This is a genomic window from Brasilonema octagenarum UFV-OR1, assembly GCF_963888615.1.
Lineage (GTDB): Bacteria > Cyanobacteriota > Cyanobacteriia > Cyanobacteriales > Nostocaceae > Brasilonema > Brasilonema sennae.
Genome location: NZ_CAWPKW010000226.1, coordinates 39821 through 57107, shown reverse-complemented (window position 1 = coordinate 57107; position 17287 = coordinate 39821). Strand labels below are relative to the sequence as shown.

At 41.7% G+C, this 17287-nt stretch carries 14 protein-coding genes and 1 pseudogene; 12 read left to right on the top strand and 3 right to left on the bottom strand.

Annotation, left to right across the window (positions count from 1 at the left end; genetic code table 11):
- Positions 1-147 precede the first annotated feature (147 nt).
- Both AC5590_RS18415 and AC5590_RS18410 read right to left on the bottom strand, forming a co-directional pair.
- On the bottom strand, positions 148-1743 hold the full coding sequence (locus tag AC5590_RS18415; RefSeq protein WP_169264961.1) for a nickel-dependent hydrogenase large subunit: 1596 nt from the start codon (positions 1741-1743) through the stop codon (positions 148-150).
- A gap of 239 nt (positions 1744-1982) precedes the next feature.
- A complete protein-coding gene (locus tag AC5590_RS18410) occupies positions 1983-2945 on the bottom strand; it encodes a hydrogenase small subunit (protein ID WP_169264960.1) in 963 nt (320 codons plus the stop codon).
- 797 nt (positions 2946-3742) lie between these two features.
- Between AC5590_RS18410 and AC5590_RS18405 the strand changes: the two genes are divergently transcribed.
- From AC5590_RS18405 to hypB, 12 genes and pseudogenes are all read left to right on the top strand, one after another.
- Positions 3743-4714 carry a tetratricopeptide repeat protein gene (locus tag AC5590_RS18405; protein WP_169264959.1) on the top strand — a complete coding sequence of 324 codons (972 nt, stop codon included), beginning with the start codon at positions 3743-3745 and terminating at the stop codon, positions 4712-4714.
- Positions 4715-4769: 55 nt separating this feature from the next.
- The gene (locus AC5590_RS18400) at positions 4770-5036 is read left to right on the top strand and encodes an asr0689 family protein (RefSeq protein ID WP_169264958.1); all 267 of its coding nucleotides are present in this window, start codon (positions 4770-4772) and stop codon (positions 5034-5036) included.
- Between the two features lie 8 nt (positions 5037-5044).
- Entirely contained in the window at positions 5045-5269 is a 225-nt protein-coding gene (locus tag AC5590_RS18395) for a hypothetical protein (RefSeq protein WP_169264957.1), read from the top strand.
- 326 nt (positions 5270-5595) lie between these two features.
- Positions 5596-6792 carry an NHL repeat-containing protein gene (locus tag AC5590_RS18390; RefSeq protein ID WP_370460719.1) on the top strand — a complete coding sequence of 399 codons (1197 nt, stop codon included), beginning with the start codon at positions 5596-5598 and terminating at the stop codon, positions 6790-6792.
- A gap of 208 nt (positions 6793-7000) precedes the next feature.
- Complete coding sequence (gene hypF / locus AC5590_RS18385) at positions 7001-9565, top strand: carbamoyltransferase HypF (protein ID WP_169264955.1); 2565 nt, start codon at positions 7001-7003, stop codon at positions 9563-9565.
- Positions 9566-9621: 56 nt separating this feature from the next.
- Positions 9622-9894: a HypC/HybG/HupF family hydrogenase formation chaperone gene (locus AC5590_RS18380; protein WP_169264954.1), complete on the top strand. Its 273-nt coding sequence runs from the start codon at positions 9622-9624 to the stop codon at positions 9892-9894.
- Positions 9895-10079: 185 nt separating this feature from the next.
- Positions 10080-11225 carry a hydrogenase formation protein HypD gene (gene hypD / locus AC5590_RS18375; RefSeq protein WP_169264953.1) on the top strand — a complete coding sequence of 382 codons (1146 nt, stop codon included), beginning with the start codon at positions 10080-10082 and terminating at the stop codon, positions 11223-11225.
- 50 nt (positions 11226-11275) lie between these two features.
- Positions 11276-11428 (top strand): tautomerase family protein, encoded by a 153-nt coding sequence (locus AC5590_RS18370; RefSeq protein WP_169264952.1) that lies wholly within the window; start codon positions 11276-11278, stop codon positions 11426-11428.
- A gap of 459 nt (positions 11429-11887) precedes the next feature.
- On the top strand, positions 11888-13144 hold the full coding sequence (locus AC5590_RS18365) for an FAD binding domain-containing protein (protein WP_169264951.1): 1257 nt from the start codon (positions 11888-11890) through the stop codon (positions 13142-13144).
- Positions 13141-14244 (top strand): hydrogenase expression/formation protein HypE, encoded by a 1104-nt coding sequence (gene hypE, locus AC5590_RS18360; RefSeq protein ID WP_169264950.1) that lies wholly within the window; start codon positions 13141-13143, stop codon positions 14242-14244. Before AC5590_RS18365 ends, hypE begins: the two co-directional genes overlap by 4 nt.
- A gap of 402 nt (positions 14245-14646) precedes the next feature.
- Positions 14647-14988 (top strand): hydrogenase maturation nickel metallochaperone HypA, encoded by a 342-nt coding sequence (hypA, locus tag AC5590_RS18355; RefSeq protein ID WP_169264962.1) that lies wholly within the window; start codon positions 14647-14649, stop codon positions 14986-14988.
- A pseudogene (gene hypB / locus AC5590_RS18350) lies at positions 14979-15843 on the top strand (hydrogenase nickel incorporation protein HypB). The gene hypA and the pseudogene hypB overlap by 10 nt, the downstream one beginning before the upstream one ends.
- Here hypB and AC5590_RS18345 read toward each other — a convergent pair.
- Positions 15817-17010 (bottom strand): hypothetical protein, encoded by a 1194-nt coding sequence (locus tag AC5590_RS18345; RefSeq protein WP_169264949.1) that lies wholly within the window; start codon positions 17008-17010, stop codon positions 15817-15819. The pseudogene hypB and the gene AC5590_RS18345 overlap by 27 nt on opposite strands.
- Positions 17011-17287 lie beyond the last annotated feature (277 nt).

The following is a 17287-nucleotide window of genomic DNA, read 5'->3' as shown; positions in this document are numbered from 1 at the left end:
CGCCAGATGCCTGCGGAGGGAGACCCTCCCGCAGCACTGGTCTCACCTCCTGCAGGACTGGCTCCGCAAGGCGCTGGCTCCCCTCCTGCAGGACTGGCTCCCCTACAGTACATGTGTATTTCACTCAATTGAGAAGCGCTATAGCAGCTACGCAGTACGAAAACGCGCCAACTCCTCACCTGTCTTGGCATCATGCGCGTGAACAGTACAAACTAAACAAGAATCAAACGATCGCGCCACATGACCGACTTCCACTGGATCGGTCGAGTCAAAAATCGGTGTCCCGACTAAAGCTTCCTCAATCGGTCCGCGTATTCCTTCTGCATCACGTGGTCCGATATTCCAAGTACTCGGTGCCATAATTTGGTAATTCTTAATCTTACCGCCCTCAATCTCCAACCAGTGACACAGGGAACCGCGCGATGCTTCTGTTGCACCCCAACCGCGCCCATCTTTTTCTTTGGGTTTGATATACCAGGTGTCATTCAGGCGGAACTCGCGCAAGCAGCGTTCTGCTTGTCTGTATAGCTTGACAATTTCGTGGACTCGTGCTAGCTGTCGTATATGAATACTGGCACCACCCAACTCTTTGAATGCATCTAGAATAAACCCATCGTAGTGCTGCCAAGACTCGCCATGTTTACCACCAGCCACTAACTGACGTGCGAGTGGTCCTGCTTCCAAGCGTCCTAAGTCTTTGTGACGTACTGCCGTTGACCAAGTGTATTGCCCATTGAAGTCTTTGACATTATTTTTGCTTGGTTTGGTTACGCGGTCAAAGGGGTGAATGTCTGATGTCAGTTCCTCATACCAGGAGTAAGTTGTATTTTCCCGGACAAAAGTCTGATCCATGAGAGTGTGGGTGTCGCTGAAACTGTCGTAGACTCCACTCTTCATAATCACGGCTGCATTTCGCCCTTGTATTGTTGGTTTCTGGTATTTTGCTTCATGAGGTAAATATCCCCAAGTAACATATCGACCTACACCAGCACCATATTTATCTAGACCTATATCTAAACCCATGCGCCAATAAAAACCTAAGTCAGAATTGGCATGACTTGGGCTTTCGTCTAGCCATTCCATGAAGTCTTCATAAGTCTGAATTTGTTCGTAGCGTTCTAAAGAACAACCTAACCACACAGGTTCTAACCAATTGGTGCGGAAGTATTCTAGAATTGACCACGCGCGAGTCACGTCTGTTAAGGTGGGGGCGCACATCACGCCACCAGGAACCATATAACTGCTGTGGGGCCATTGACCGCCAAATAGGGCGTAAATTTCGACAGGTTTAGCAGAAATTGTGATGCCAAGTTCGTAAGACTTGCCTGTGAAAGCGGCAAAGCGTCTGCAAGCTTCTAGATAATAAGGGCTGTATTGGTACTTTTTATTGGTTAAATCTATTGCAAATAGACCATAAAAGTAACGAGGTATGCTTTGGATTGTTTCGACAATTTGACCTAAGTTTCTTGCCAAAATTGCATTACGCGGGACTTCTGTTTCCCAAGCCGTGTCTAATCCCCAAGCTGCACTAGTCAGGTGAGAAGCGCCACAAATACCGCACACGCGAGGTGTGACAATTAATCCTGCTTGGGGGTCTTTTCCGCGTAGGATAACTTCAAATCCTCGAAAGAGTTCGGCATGTGTCCAAGCGTTGACGACTTGCCCGTCTTCTATTTCCACTCGGACATCTAAATCGCCTTCTACTCTCCCGACTGGGGAGATGTCTAATGTTTGATTTCCCATTTGTTTTTTGTCCTGTGTCATTTGTGCTTTGTGCTTTGAATGCTAATGACTAATGACCAAGCCTAAGCGCCCTGGGCGGCTGCGCCAACGGGGTGGGTGTAGGGGTGTAGGGGTGTAGGGGTGTACGGTGTAGGGGAAAAGATTAGAACTATTTTGCTAACAGATTGTTTAACTTTTCATCTCTTACCCCTTACACCCTCATACCCTTATACCCTTACACCCAGTGCGAAGCACTTTGACTAAACTGTAAAAAAGTCATCTTCTGCCCAGTGAGGCATTGTGTCTTTCGCCACAATGGAGAGTAGGGCATAATCTTTCTTATTCACTCCTGTGGGTAAGTCTTTGGGAACTCCCATGACGGTTTGTGTCTTAAATACGGTTCCTGGTTTGAGGTCGTAGAAGGGGAATTCGGGTTCGGTGCAACCTAAACAAGGCATCCCGGCGCGGGTTTTGGAGGAGACGCGGTTCCACAAGATGCGGTTGCAGGAAGAACGAGTCATTGGTCCGCGACAACCTAAGTCGTAGAACAAGCATCCTTTACGTTGACCAAAATCGGTGGTTGATGCTTTGTAGGCAAAGTGGATGTTGCGGGTGCAGCCTGTTTGGGTATAGGTGTTGAAGAAGGTTTGTGGACGATGCAACTCGTCAAGGACAATATCGCCAATTCTATTGGTGGCGATCGCCACTAATATTTGTGTGATCCAGTCGGGATGGGCGGGACATCCAGGAATGTTGATCACGGGTAATCCCGATTTTGTCCGGAATTCTTTTCCTAAAAAGCCCCCTTCTTTGCGTTTGAGAAATTGCAATCCTGTCGATTCACTAGGATTAGGTGCCATTGCGGGAATTCCTCCCCAAGTTGCACAGTCTCCCACTGCGACTATATAGTTAGCAACTTGGGATAGGTCGTTTAACCAGTCTTTCATGGGGCGATCGGCAAAACGGTTCCATTCTCCTGTACCATTAGGTGCGTTAATAACTGTGCCTTCAAAAACCAGGATATCCAAGGGAATCTTGCCCAAAAGACAGTCCCACAGCATTGTCTGCAAGTTTGTACCTAATTCCAGTCCTAAAGATGGATGCCAAAGGACGTTTATGCCAAAGTCAGTAACTAAATCACAAGCTGTGGGTTCTTCAGCGTTAAGAAATGACATGGTGTTGCCTGAACATGCACCACCTTGCAGCCATAGTAAGTTAGTCATCAGCTATCTTTTTTTTCTATTGTTTAGCCTGCATGATTCAGGTGACGTTATTTGTCGCGTCTCAACTGTTTTTCATCCTTTATTTTTTATATCATGTATTTTTTAATTCAATTGTTTATGTTTTACAGAAAGAGTTAGATATTTTGAAACGAAATCTCATCTATTTTTGAGAAAACAGTTAACCAATAACCTTTATTTGGAAAGATGATAGATAAAATAACCGTCAGATTATGTTAATATAAACTAAATCAGAGTATGGAAAAAATCATTTTTGAAAAAAAGTGTCATATAAATAATTTTTCGCTACAAAATGAAAATTTCCAGTATAAAGTAAAATTGAATATAAGTTAAGATATTTTTATCAAAATCCAACAAAAAAATATACTTTTTTCAATTGAAATGTTTTATCTTAAAAGAGCATAGATTTATTCAAACAGTGAACAGTGAGTCCAGTGCGCATGAGGAGCGTTTCCGCTCTCACGGCATCTGGCGTTCGCCTTCTGGCGTGCGCTCTGGGCACACCCGATAGCCGTAAGGCGTGGCGTTAGCCATAGGGTGAACAGTGAGTCCAGCACTGCAGGCGGGTCTCCCGCCGTAGGCGACGGGCGTTCCCGGAGGGTGAACAATTGATAACTGGTAACTGCTAACTCTTAACTGCAACGGGATTTACCAAGACATAACTCATTATCTGCGTAAATAAGCTTGGTTGGTACAACCCAAAAATGCAAGAAATATGCATCTTAAAGGTGTGCGAACTTGAAAGACTCAATTGTCCAACCTGCTATAGGAAGATGGTAATGACCCCCAGCATGACAGATTCTGCGGTGAAGGCGGCAATGGATATGATTGCTTCTTCCCCAGCAACGACACAAGAAAAAATCGAGATGCTGATTGAAATGGCGCAAGGCTTTCAAAAAAAGCCAAAAACTGCCCAAGATTTATGGAATGCAGTTTCGCTATGTCAGCAAGCGTATGATTTATGTGGTGAGGATAATTTACTTTGGCAAGCTAGGGCAAACGTAGGAATGGCACTTGCTTTGAAGGCTATTCCCGATGTTGGGGAACAACTGTTATTAGAAGCGAAACAACGATTAGATGAAGCCCTACCTGTTATACAACAGCTTGCAACACCGGTGGAAGTAGCAGAAACCCAAATGAATTTTGGGTTAGTGTTGCAGTCACTTGTGCCATTCAATTTAGCGCGGGTGACAGATAGCATCCAAGCTTATCAGAAAGCTTTGCAGGTGTTTACCTGGCAGAAATACCCGCAGGAATATGCGATTTTACACAACAACATTGCAATTGCTTACCTCTCGACGCCTTTGACAACACAAACAGAATACCTGCGTCAAGGGTTAGCAGTGCAGACATTTGAGGAGGCGCTGAAGCATATTGAGTTAATCAGCCATCCCAGGGAATATGCGATGTTGCAGAATAATCTGGGCAACGCTTTGCAATATCTACCGAGTTCTCATCCTTTGGAGAATGTTGTGCGGGCGATCGCCGCTTATGAGGAAGCGTTAAAAGTGCGTAACCCCAAAGACACACCCTTAGAATACGCCAACACAATTTCTAACAAAGCCAACGCTTTATTGAACTTACCAGACGACTCAGAAAAACCAGAAGCTGGGAATCTCAAAAATCTCTTGCAAGCGCGTGCCTATTATCAAGAAGCTTGGGAAATTTTTACTCAACATGGACAAATAGAACAAGCGCAAATTGTAGCACAGGTACTGCAAGAACTTGAGACAGAAATCGATAATGGTTAGTAGTTGGTAGTTTGAAAAAAAATAACAACTAACAATTTTCGTGCAGGAGATAAGAATGACAGACTTTTTGACAAATCCTGTTTTAAAAGATTTTTTCACAAGCTTAATGGCTGGCGACTTAAATCTGATGACTGGATTTGTGTGGTTTTTAGTAGCAACAGCCTTATCTATGATTGGCGGTGCAATTGGCGGAATCCTTTTAGCCAAAGAATATTTAGGCTATGAGTTAGCTGCACTACTTGGTGGATTCTTTGGTCCGGCTGGCGTCATTCCTGGAATAATCTTAGGGCTAATAGTCTTGAATGCGTTGAAAAATTTTTAGGAGGAATCATGTTAGAAATAGGATGGTTCAGCGCTAGGCTATTTTTTAAGGGAAAGCTACTGCGCGACCCCATGAACTTTGTCAAGCAAACTGCAATTGGTATTAGTATAAGTGCATCGTTGTTGTTTTTGCTTGCACAAACTCAAGTTAGCCTTTGGATACCAGTTACTGTCTCTAGCTTTTTGACTGGTATCTTAATGCCATTTCTACATAAAGAACTCAAGATGAAGTAAATGTCAGACAGAAAGCTAAAAAATTATAAAGTTTTCCGTCTCTTAAAATTAACTGAGGCTATTATGAGCCCGGAAGTTTAGTTCTAAACGGCTGAACACGCAAACACATTTCAACTCAGTAATTGCTTCTAGTCTCAAATTTTTTTGAGGCTTTTCAAACAGTAAACAGTAAACAACGGGACACGACACTGATAAACCCTAACTGTTAACTGATACCTGTTTGGAACCCAACGGAACACGACACTGGTAACTGATAACTGATAACTGGTAACTGATAAAACCAGCATTTCTTTATTCCAAAATCACCGATGAACACAGCAACTAAAATGACTCTTACACCTAAAGATGCAACAGAATCGGTAAAAGTTTCCCAACTTTCACCTTTTTTGTCTCAAGGTGCAGAAGTTATTTTAGGAACAACTCTTGATGTGGGTGAACTAGCAACACCTGTCTTACCCAGCAGTAGAGAAATGTTTGGTCCTCGTGGTGCTTGTTTGATATCTGAAACTGGACCATTGTGGGTATCAGACACAGGACATCATCGTTTATTAGGATGGCGGAATGTTCCCACTCAAGATAGTCAACCTGCTGATTGGGTGATTGGACAACCAGACTTTAACCATGAAGGACAAAATGCCAAAGGTAGTCCTGGAAGGACAACACTCAGTGTACCAACTGGAATTTGTGCTTGTGGTGAAGGTTTAGCAGTTGCAGATGCTTGGAATCATCGCGTTTTGATTTGGAAAAAATTGCCAGAAGATAGCAATGTTCCAGCAGATTTAGTATTAGGTCAAACTCATTTCACTGACAATGAACCAAACAGAGGAACTCAACAAGCAGCAGCTAATACTCTCAACTGGTGCTATGGAGTTTTCTATCATCAAGAAAAGCTATTTGTTGCTGACACAGGCAATCGCCGAGTTTTAATTTGGCATCAATTACCTGAAGAAAATGGTCAACCTGCTGATGTTGTTTTGGGACAAAAAGATATGATGTCCCGCGACGAAAATGGCGGTGATACTGCTTCAGCATCGAGTATGCGTTGGTGTCATGACATCACAGTTTGGGAAGAAAATTTAGTTGTCACTGATGCCGGTAATAACCGTGTGATGATTTGGCACGGAATTCCAACAGAAAACAATGCCCCTTGTGCAGTAGTGTTAGGACAAAAAACTTTTGATTTAGTTGAAATAAATCAAGGAGTTTATTTTCCTAGTGCTAATAGTTTGAGTATGCCTTATGGTGTCACTGCTGCTGGTGAGTGGTTACTTGTTACTGATACAGCTAATTCAAGGCTATTAGGCTGGAAAAAGCCAGAATCAATTTTGTCTTTGCACGGAAGCGAAAGTCATGCACTGGTTGGACAAAGAGATTTTAAAAGTAAAGGTGAAAATCGTGATTTTGGGTTAGCCAAACGAGATAGCTTGAATTGGTCTTATGGAATTAAAGTGTGTGGAAATACTGCGGTCATAGCAGATTCAGGAAATAACCGAGTTTTACTTTGGAAGATAACTACCAAATAATGGGCTGCGCCCTTGCACTCTACAGTAACTCCTGAAACACACAAGAAGCTTACGTTGTGTTAAGTCAAATACACAGTTTCCAAATAAATTGTACAAAGCCTTTATCTCAAGACAAGAAATCATTCTGTATTCTGAGTTCTGAGTTTTGAATTCTGTATTCTGAGTTCTGAATTCTGTCTTTAGCATCTACGAAATTAGTTCAAATATCATGTTTACTGAAGAAATCATCAGGGTTCGCGGTATCGTTCAAGGAGTGGGATTCCGCCCTACTGTATATAGACTTGCAAAAGCATACGGGTTGCAAGGCGAAGTTTGTAATGACGGTCAAGGTGTCCTCATTAGGGTATCTGGCTGTGAAGAATTTATAGAAGAATTTGTTCAAAATTTACAGAAACAGTGTCCGCCATTAGCGAGAATTGATGAAGTAACGCGCAAGCGTTATGAAGGCAAATCTACCTTTGGTGATTTTGTCATTTCTGACAGTCTCAGCAGTGCAGTGAAAACAGAAATTCCTGCGGATGCTGCGACTTGTCCAAAATGTAAAGCAGAAATTTTTGACCCCCTCAACCGCTGGTATCGTTATCCCTTCACGAACTGTACTCATTGCGGTCCTCGCCTAAGTATCACTCGCGCCATACCTTATGATCGCGACAACACAAGTATGGCTGCTTTTGCTATGTGTGCAGAGTGTGGTCGGGAATACAACGATGTTGAAAACCGTCGCTTTCACGCCCAACCCGTAGCGTGTCAAATTTGCGGTCCTAAAGCCTGGTTAGAACGTTCAGATAATCAACCAATTACATCTTATATGTTTTCTATGCTTGACGATGTTGACGCCGTTTGTACCTTATTACAAAAAGGCGAAATAGTTGCTATTAAAGGGTTAGGTGGATTTCATCTAGCTTGCGACGCCACTCAGGAAAGTGCTGTACAAAAACTACGCAGCCGTAAACAGCGCAATCAAAAGCCTTTTGCTTTAATGGCAAAAGACATATCAGTTATTGAAGAGTACTGCACCCCCAGCGCCAAGGAAAGAGAATTATTAGAAAGTCCCGCCGCGCCTGTTGTGTTGATTCAGGCAAATGCGGGAGACGACGATGAAGAAAGGGGAAGTGGGAGAATACAATTCAAAATTCGTCTTGAAAAGTTTGCTACGGAGGGAAACCAACGCCAGATACCTACGGAGGGAAACCCTCCTGCAGTACTGGCTCCTCCTGGCAACTTTTCGCAAAATTCAAAGTTCAAAATTCAAAACCCAAAATCCAAAATCCAAAATCCAAAATCCAAAATTCAAAATCAAATTGCGCCTTCAGTTGCACCAGGGCAAAACACTTTGGGTTTCATGCTACCTTACACCCCCTTACACCACCTCATTCTGAGGCGGATGAATCGCCCGATTGTTTTGACAAGTGGTAATCTTTCTGATGAACCGCAATGTATTGATAATGTTGAAGCGCGTGACAAGTTAGGAAAAATTGCAGATTATTTTCTTCTGCACAATCGGGAGATTGTAAACCGAGTCGATGATTCGGTGGTGAGGGTTGTTGGTGAAAAAGTGCTAACAATCCGTCGTGCTAGAGGATACGCACCAACATCTATTAATTTACCATCTGGATTTGAAAGCGTTCCTCACATTTTAGCAATGGGCAGCCAGCTAAAGAATACTTTTTGTTTATTGCGAGATGGGAAAGCTATTCTATCTCAACATATAGGAGATTTAGAAACTGCAGCGACTTTCAAATCTTATCAAGATACGCTCAATCTCTACTTGAATTTATTTGAGCATCAACCCGAAGCGATCGCTGTTGATTTACACCCTGAATATTTCTCAACCAAACTTGGAAAACAACTTGCACACAATCAGTACGGACACGGCACAGCCGTGCCCCTACTTCACATCCAACATCATCATGCTCATATTGCTGCTTGCATGGCAGAAAATGATATAAATATTAATTCACCACCTGTTTTAGGTATTGCATTAGATGGCTTGGGTTATGGTGAAGATGGAACACTCTGGGGCGGAGAATTTCTCTTAGCAGATTATCGCCATTTTAAGAGATTGGCGACATTTAAGCCAGTACCAATGATTGGCGGAACACAAGCAATGAGAGAACCTTGGCGTAATACCTATGCCCAGTTAATATCTGCCTTTGATTGGGAAGATTTAAAACAAAAATACAAATACTTAGATATTTTAGAATTTATTGAACAAAAGCCGCTGAAACTTCTCAATCAGCTTGTCCAAAAAGGAATTAACGCTCCTCTAACTTCATCCGTTGGGCGTTTATTTGATGCTGTCGCTGCTGCAATTGGTATTTGCCGAGAACAATGTAGCTATGAAGGACAAGCAGCAATTGAAATGGAAGCTTTGGCTGATACGCATTTATTAAATAAAAAAGAATATTTCAATTATAAATTTAAATTTTATTGGTCAGATAATATTTATTATATAGATTCATATCCAATGTGGCAAGCTTTGCTGAATGACTTACAGCAGGCAACTCCTCAAGCAGTTATCGCTGCCAAATTTCATACAAGCTTAGCTCATACCATTGTAAAAATGGTTAATAACCTGCGTCAAAAAAACGATATTTCTCAAGTTGTCCTCACAGGAGGAGTTTTTCAAAATTGCATTCTGTTAGAGCAAGTTACTCAAGGCTTACAAACATTAGGAATAAATGTACTTACTCATAGCTTAGTTCCAGCTAATGATGGTGGTTTATCACTAGGACAAGCTGTGATTGCAGCTGCTCAACTAATGAGTCAATAGTTACTGATTTTCGAGCGTAATTTGTTATCAAACACTACAAAATTTATTTCAAAAAAATGTGTTTAGGAATTCCAGGTAAAATTATAGAAATCACTGACGTGAAACAAAAACTAGCTGTTGTCAATGTTGGTGGTGTGAAGCGTCAAGTCAATATTGCTTGTATCGTTGATGAACAGCATTCAGTGGAATCATGTGTCGGCGATTGGGTGCTAGTTCATGTTGGCTTTGCGATGAATCGAATTAATGAAAAAGAAGCTATGGAAACACTGCAACTCTTGGAAGAATTAGCAGAAGCAGTAGCAATAGATTCATATAGGAATCCGGTTTGATTTCTGAATTTACTCGTGGAGGTAGGGAACGCTTAACAGGGAACAGAAAGTGTACTGAGTTTTTTAAAAAAATCACATATTATACTATATAGCAGTCCTAAATGATTCGTGAAAAAACAAGAACCACGACAACTTTTACGAAGTCGGGGGTCTGAACGCAATCAAATTTTTCTTCTAATTTTAATATGAAATACGTTGATGAATTTCGAGAACCTAAAAAAGCTGATGCTTTATTCCGCGCCATAGAAAAATTATCTCAACGGCTCAAAAAGCCTATCAAAATAATGGAAGTGTGTGGTGGCCACACTCATTCTATTTTCAAATATGGAATTGAAGAAATTTTACCTGAGACAATTGAATTAATTCATGGTCCAGGTTGTCCTGTATGTGTGATGCCAAGAGGAAGGCTAGATGATGCTATCTCTATCTCCCTAAAACCAAACGTTATCTTCACGACTTTTGGAGATGCCATGCGGGTTCCTGGTTCTAAAACAAACTTGTTGCAAGCGAAAGCACAAGGGGCGGACATTCGTATGGTTTACTCTCCCCTCGATAGTCTACAAATTGCTAAGGACAACCCTCATAAAGAAGTTGTCTTCTTCGCCTTGGGTTTTGAAACAACTGCCCCCAGCACTGCTTTGACTATCTTGCAAGCAGCATCTGAAAAAATTCAGAATTTCAGTATGTTTTCTAATCACGTCCTCGTGATTCCTGCCTTAAAAGCACTTTTAGATAATCCGGATTTACAGCTCGATGGATTTATTGGTCCGGGTCATGTCAGTATGGTGATTGGCAGTGACCCTTATCAATTTATTTCCCAACAATATCAAAAACCTATTGTGGTTTCTGGCTTTGAACCTTTAGATATTATTCAATCCATTTGGATGCTGTTGCAACAGATTGTCGAAAATCGTTGTGAAGTTGAAAATCAATATAACAGGTTGGTAGAGAAGACAGGAAATCAGGTGGCGATCACCACGATGAATAAAGTCTTTGAAAACCGAGAAAGTTTTGAGTGGCGCGGTTTAGGTGAGATTCCCAAGTCTGGATTAAAAATCCGTGCCCAATATGCTCAATTTGATGCAGAATTAAAATTTATCCTTCCCAACCTGCAAGTTGCTGACCATAAAGCGTGTCTTTGTGGAGAAATCCTCAAAGGAGTGTTGAAACCTTGGCAGTGTAAGGTCTTTGGAACAGCTTGCACTCCAGAAACACCGATTGGAACTTGCATGGTTTCTTCTGAAGGTGCTTGTGCAGCTTATTATAAGTATGGTAGCTTTTCTCACATGACTAAAAAAATGATGCTTGACAAAGAAAAACTAAGAGCATAGCAAAATCACAAGTCAAAAACCAAAGCTGAAAAAATCATTAGGGAATGCATATGCCATCTGTTACCGTCAAAATTGCTGAATGTGATTCTATTAGACTTAAGCGGAAACTGGCGCAAGCAGTTACTCACGCACTTGTTTCTACTTTGAACACTAAACCTGAATGGGTGACAGTTCACATAGAGAAATTTGAAAGCGAAAATTAGGCTGTTGAAGGTCTACTACATTCAGATAAGCATAGTGGTAGATACCATCACAAAACCACAAGATAATTCACGCATTCAAAAATGGGATTCTTGATTTTGAATTTTGAGAGAAGTTTGAGCGGAGAGCAGCGCCTTGCGGGGGTTCCCCCCGTTGTGGCGACTGCGGGAGGTTTCCTCCGTTCAAATCTATGCCCTAAGTCCTTACGGACACGCGCAAGGGACGCCCTTGGCGTGCGCTTGCGCTTACGGGTACGCGCTCGTCCCAAGGGGACACGCGCAAGGGACGCTATCGGTGATGAGCGAATTTTGAATTGGAGCGTTTGCGCAGCGCCAAAGTCTGCCGGGGGGATACTCCCCCCGGCGAGCTTTGCCCCTTAGGGGCTAGGGAGGGTCACTATCAGTGGTAGAGTCAAACCTGTAGACTTTAAGCAAGTGATAAAACTCTACAAAAGCATCTCCATGCAAGTCAAAGCGGACATCACACAACAAAACTCACAACCCCTCCGTGTGCTTATTGCAGGTGGTTCAATAAGTGGTTTATGTGCAGGCTTGGCGTTGCACTGTATTGGTTGTGATGTAGAAATTTTTGAGCGCGCCTCGTACCAAGGGGTAGCGCCTACATTTGGTGGTGTCCAAAGTCACGGTGCTGCTTTTGTTGTGCAGATGGAAATCAATCGGTTTCTGGCAGAACACGGTATTAGTACACCAGAAACGGTGGGTATGACTTCGTGCAAAAGACAATATATCAGCGGAGATGACAGCATCATTTGGGAAGAGTCAACACCCCAAGTCATGATTTCTTGGGATATGCTGTATCATCAACTGCGGAAAGTTTTCCCAGATGAACGTTACCATCAACGAAACAGTGTTATTGGTTTTCAACAGAGTGATAACTGCTTGGTGGTGCACTTTGAAGACGGACGCGAACAAAAGTGTGATTTACTCATTGGGGCTGACGGTATTGATTCAACCATACGTCAGCAACTGATATTGGATGCTATACCTCAGTATGCAGGCTATGTTGCATGGCGAGGGTTGGTAGACGAAAATGTATTTTCATTAGAGGTTGCAAAATTCTTTGCCGAGAAATTCACCTTCTTTCACGGACCTAGCATGCAGACACTGTGCTATCTGGTACCTGGACTAAACGGGGAGTTAGACGAAGGAAAACGCCGCCTCAATTGGCTTTGGTATTTTAATGTCCCAGACGGCGAACAGTTGAATGCAGTCATGACTAACCACCAAGGACGAGTACGAAAGTTTTTCATGCCTCAAGGAGAGGTTCGAGAAGAAGTTGTTCAACAGATGAGAGTAGTAGCAAAGAAATATTTACCAGAAATCTTTCAATATTTGTTTGAACTGACAGACAAACCCTTCATTCAACCCATCTACGACTTATCTGTACCACGTATGGTTTTTGGACGGGTGTGTTTAATTGGTGATGCTGCATTTGTCGTCCGTCCTCACACGGCTGCGGGAATTTCTAAAGCTGTGATGAATGCTATTGAACTCGCGCAAGGGTTACAGGAATCTGGCGGTGATGTGCTGGCGGCGTTAAAACAATGGGAACCAATCCAGTTAGCGATGGGGAATTACCTCAAAGTTTTGGGCGTAACTCTAGGAGATCGTTTTAGATTAGGTCATCCCTTTGGGGAATTCAAAATTATCAATTCCACGGATGAATCCGCTAAAATAACTAAGCAGAATTTGAGATGAACTTTTCCAATTCTCACTCAACACAGTATTCCTTATTTCAAAAAATCGAAAAAATCCGCCGTCAGAAAAATAAAGTGCCAGACACTCATATCACCCTCGCACATGGTAGTGGCGGTAAAGCAATGCGCGATTTAATAGATGATATTTTTATTCAGAATTTTGATAATCCAACTCTCTCTCAATTAGAAGACCAAGCCCGTTTTGACTTAGCAAGTTTTATAAAACAGGGAGACAGACTTGCTTTTACAACTGATTCTTATGTTGTAGACCCGTTATTTTTTCCAGGTGGTGATATTGGAACATTAGCCATCAATGGCACGGTTAATGATTTAGCAATGAGTGGTGCCAAACCATTATATCTTAGCTGTAGTGTCATTTTAGAAGAAGGTTTGCCTGTAGAAACTTTGCGGCGTGTTGCGCAAAGTATGCAAGCAGCAGCTCAAAAAGCTGGCGTACAAGTTGTGACAGGTGACACAAAAGTCGTCTCTCGTGGTGCAGCAGATAAATTATTTATCAACACTTCTGGTATTGGTATTATTCCAACAGGAGTAAATATTTCTGCCCACAATATTCAACCAGGAGATGCAATTATTATTAATGGTGAGTTGGGCAATCATGGCACAGCAATTTTAATTGCCCGTGGAGAATTAGCATTAGACACTGATATTGAAAGCGACTGTCAGCCGTTGAATAATTTAGTTGAAACTATTCTAAATGTTTGTCCTGAAGTTCATGCTATGCGGGATGCAACACGCGGTGGTTTAGCCACAGTGTTAAATGAATTTGCTTTCAGTTCTGGTGTGGGAATTCGCCTAGATGAACAGTCTATCCCAGTGCGTGAAGAAGTTAAAGGTGTTTGTGAACTTTTAGGTTTAGATCCATTGTATTTGGCAAATGAAGGTAAGTTCGTCGTCGTGGTAGGACGCGAAAATGCTGACACTGTTGTCTCAGCTATGAAATCTCACCCAGCCGGAAAAGATGCTTGTATTATTGGTGAAGTGATTCCCTCACCTTCTGGTGTTGTCTTTTTAAAAACTGCTTTTGGTGCTGAACGTATTGTTGATATGCTTGTTGGTGAGCAATTACCAAGAATTTGTTAATTCACCGGAATGCACCTCATCCATAGTATGCCTTGAACTCAAGTTCAAGGCTAACAGCTTAAGTCCGTTAAAACGGACTCTTGTTAGTCTTTGAGTCTGTTATAAATATACTAAAAAATATTTCCAGTTTGAGTCCATTTTAATGGACTTCGCCTATTAGCCTGGGACTTACAGTCCTAGGCGGACGAGAACCAAGTGAAATAAAATGTAATTATTTTGACATTTATGACCAGGTGCAAGTTTTAACGGACTTGAACTTTAAGCCAAGAAATTTATTTCTTGGCGGACTAACATTATGGTGCAAAATCCGAGTTAATTCAATAATTTGTTAATTATGGTACGTTACACTCCAAAAATTGCCTCTACCATTGAAGACTGATGAGGCATTCACTCAACACTTCAATGCATGAATTAGGAATTACTCAAAATGTTGTGGCTATTGTAGCTGAATATGCCAATGGCACAAAAATCAAAAGAGTATTACTAGAAATTGGTAAGCTTTCAGCTATTATGCCAGAAGCTGTACAATTTTGTTTTGATATTTGTACTCAAGGAACTGTTTTAGAAGGGGCAAAGTTAGATATTTTAGAAACCCCAGGATTAGCAAAGTGCCGTCAATGTGGTGCAGAAATTCCTTTAGAAAAGCCTTTTGGAAGTTGTCCGTGTGGGAGTGTGCATTTGGATTTAATAGCTGGAGAAGAACTGAAAATTAAGGAAATAGAAATAGAGGAACTATGTGTGTAACTTGTGGTTGTTCTGATGATGCTGAAGTGAAAATGACTAATCCCGAAACAGGCGAAGTCGCAACAATGGACTCTTCAAATAATACCGACCATCACCATCAGCATCACCATACTCATACTTTACCAGATGGTACTGTCATCACGCATTCCCACACTCATGATGATGTCACAGAATCATCTCATATTCATGCCAAAGTACATAACACAACTTTGGCTTTAGAGCATGATATTTTAGCAAAAAATAACCTGATAGCTGCCCAAAATCGAGGATGGTTTAAGGGTCGAAATATCCTTCCATTAAATCTGATGAGTTCACCTGGTTCAGGAAAAACGACTCTCTTAACTCGAACTATCAATGATTTAAAGCATCAGTTGCCTATCAACGTTATTGAAGGCGACCAAGAAACAACAAATGATGCCAAAAAAAATTCAAGAAACTGGCTGTAAAGTTGTCCAAATCAACACTGGAACAGGTTGTCATCTAGATGCAGCAATGGTGGATAGAGGGTTACAACAACTCAATCCACCTCTCGATTCAGTGGTGATGATAGAGAATGTTGGTAATCTTGTTTGTCCAGCTTTATTTGATTTAGGAGAACTTTTTAAAGTCGTCATTCTCTCAGTCACGGAAGGAGAAGATAAGCCGATAAAATATCCTCATATCTTCCGCGCAAGTCAGGTGATGATTCTCACGAAAATAGATTTGCTGCCTCATGTACAATTTGATGTTCAGCGTTGCATAGAATACGCCAAGCAAGTGAATCCTCAAATTCAAGTTTTTCAAGTTTCTGCAATGACAGGAACTGGATTAGAGAATTGGTATGAGTGGCTACTGGGTAGGGTTGTTTCTAGCTAGTACACGGGGCGCGGAAATAAAGTTACCTTGATGGGGTAAGTTTATGAATAATTTGAGCCATTCAATCCAGTAGTGCGTTGTAATATCACCGAGGGTGATAGTGATTTCGTTAATGCCGACATGAAGATAGGAAGTAATTTCAAAGCGATCAATAGTATAGTTATCGCTTCGGGGATCGTGGTTAGCAGCTACACACTTGTTATTAACCTCAATCTTTACGGGTGAATATCCTTTCTTACCACCTGTTCCGCAAGAGAGATGGCTTAGGTACAGTACTGCAAAAGTAGCTGGCTCTTGTAACTCAAAAATAGCTCGGATAAAACTGCGATTTGCGTACAGCAAACGGAGTTTACCATCGAAGGCTTCGGAGTCATCATTATTAAACGTTACAACTGATAAACCCTCTGTAGCGCTTCTCGTTCCTCCTGAAAACTCACAACTTAACTGACAATTAGTTGCATCTCGGTCAGCTTGTTCTTGTTGCTGCTCAAGCTGAGCGCGTTGGCGATCGCCTTCTGCTGCTTCATCCGCATCTTTTTGCTCCTGAATTAGTTTTTGCTCCATCTCTTGACGGTTGACTCGTACAAGAGCGTTGATATCTTGCTTTCGTACAATTGCAGACAGATCAAAAGCAGGTTTGCCAGCTATAAGTGACAAAGTGTTCACATAGCTGGAGGCTCTTCCACAAATACCTATTGCCACGTATTCATCAGGTACATACACTTCTACCCATTCAGGAGAACCAAATGTCTTAACATAAGATGGCAGTTGAGGTATCAATGGTTCGCTGATAAGTTCTTCATTAGTAACTTGCCCATTAAACCACCTGCGCCAAATCAGACTAAGGGCATTGATAGCTCCATGTCCGTAGTAATTCACAGTTTGAAAGCGTAAACCTACAAGCACATACCCAACTTGTAGGAAAATATCTCCACCGCCTCCATTGTCTCCCTGCTGGGTCCCAATATAAAGTTCGGATCTAATAGAGCGATCTGCCTCAAGAGGTTGGAAAATTGGCATGACTGCATTAATAATGTCGCCCTTGCGGATTTGCATTCCAGTCATGACACAAGTATGAGAAATTTGTTCAAAATAGTTTCCTGAAGCACCTTGGGGGTTTGGAATTTCCAAGGGTATTAAATTTTTATCAAGCGATTCGTAGTGCATTTTCAATCTTTAAAGATATAGCTTTTATTTAAAAGATAAATTATGCTTGATGTGAATTAGGAGTGACGGGGCGACAAAAGTAAGAAGATAAAAATTACCACTAATATCAAGTCCGCTTGATTACTTATTGTTGTCAAAACCCAAATCTCTTCCTCTGTCCTAATGATAAGTCTTTAGCCGGACACGATATAATTTTACTGCAACTTCCTCATAGTTATGAGCTAGCATTAGTGACCTAGTGCACGCAATCGCGCACTAGATCACCGCAACTCTTGTT

What these genes read in the sequence shown, in the direction of transcription:
- AC5590_RS18415 (WP_169264961.1), bottom strand. Translation starts at nt 1,743, where the DNA reads ATGGGAAATCAAACATTAGACATCTCCCCAGTCGGGAGAGTAGAAGGC.
- AC5590_RS18410 (WP_169264960.1), bottom strand. Translation starts at nt 2,945, where the DNA reads ATGACTAACTTACTATGGCTGCAAGGTGGTGCATGTTCAGGCAACACC.
- AC5590_RS18405 (WP_169264959.1), top strand. Translation starts at nt 3,743, where the DNA reads ATGACCCCCAGCATGACAGATTCTGCGGTGAAGGCGGCAATGGATATG.
- AC5590_RS18400 (WP_169264958.1), top strand. Translation starts at nt 4,770, where the DNA reads ATGACAGACTTTTTGACAAATCCTGTTTTAAAAGATTTTTTCACAAGC.
- AC5590_RS18395 (WP_169264957.1), top strand. Translation starts at nt 5,045, where the DNA reads ATGTTAGAAATAGGATGGTTCAGCGCTAGGCTATTTTTTAAGGGAAAG.
- AC5590_RS18390 (WP_370460719.1), top strand. Translation starts at nt 5,596, where the DNA reads ATGACTCTTACACCTAAAGATGCAACAGAATCGGTAAAAGTTTCCCAA.
- hypF (WP_169264955.1), top strand. Translation starts at nt 7,001, where the DNA reads ATGTTTACTGAAGAAATCATCAGGGTTCGCGGTATCGTTCAAGGAGTG.
- AC5590_RS18380 (WP_169264954.1), top strand. Translation starts at nt 9,622, where the DNA reads ATGTGTTTAGGAATTCCAGGTAAAATTATAGAAATCACTGACGTGAAA.
- hypD (WP_169264953.1), top strand. Translation starts at nt 10,080, where the DNA reads ATGAAATACGTTGATGAATTTCGAGAACCTAAAAAAGCTGATGCTTTA.
- AC5590_RS18370 (WP_169264952.1), top strand. Translation starts at nt 11,276, where the DNA reads ATGCCATCTGTTACCGTCAAAATTGCTGAATGTGATTCTATTAGACTT.
- AC5590_RS18365 (WP_169264951.1), top strand. Translation starts at nt 11,888, where the DNA reads ATGCAAGTCAAAGCGGACATCACACAACAAAACTCACAACCCCTCCGT.
- hypE (WP_169264950.1), top strand. Translation starts at nt 13,141, where the DNA reads ATGAACTTTTCCAATTCTCACTCAACACAGTATTCCTTATTTCAAAAA.
- hypA (WP_169264962.1), top strand. Translation starts at nt 14,647, where the DNA reads ATGCATGAATTAGGAATTACTCAAAATGTTGTGGCTATTGTAGCTGAA.
- AC5590_RS18345 (WP_169264949.1), bottom strand. Translation starts at nt 17,010, where the DNA reads ATGCACTACGAATCGCTTGATAAAAATTTAATACCCTTGGAAATTCCA.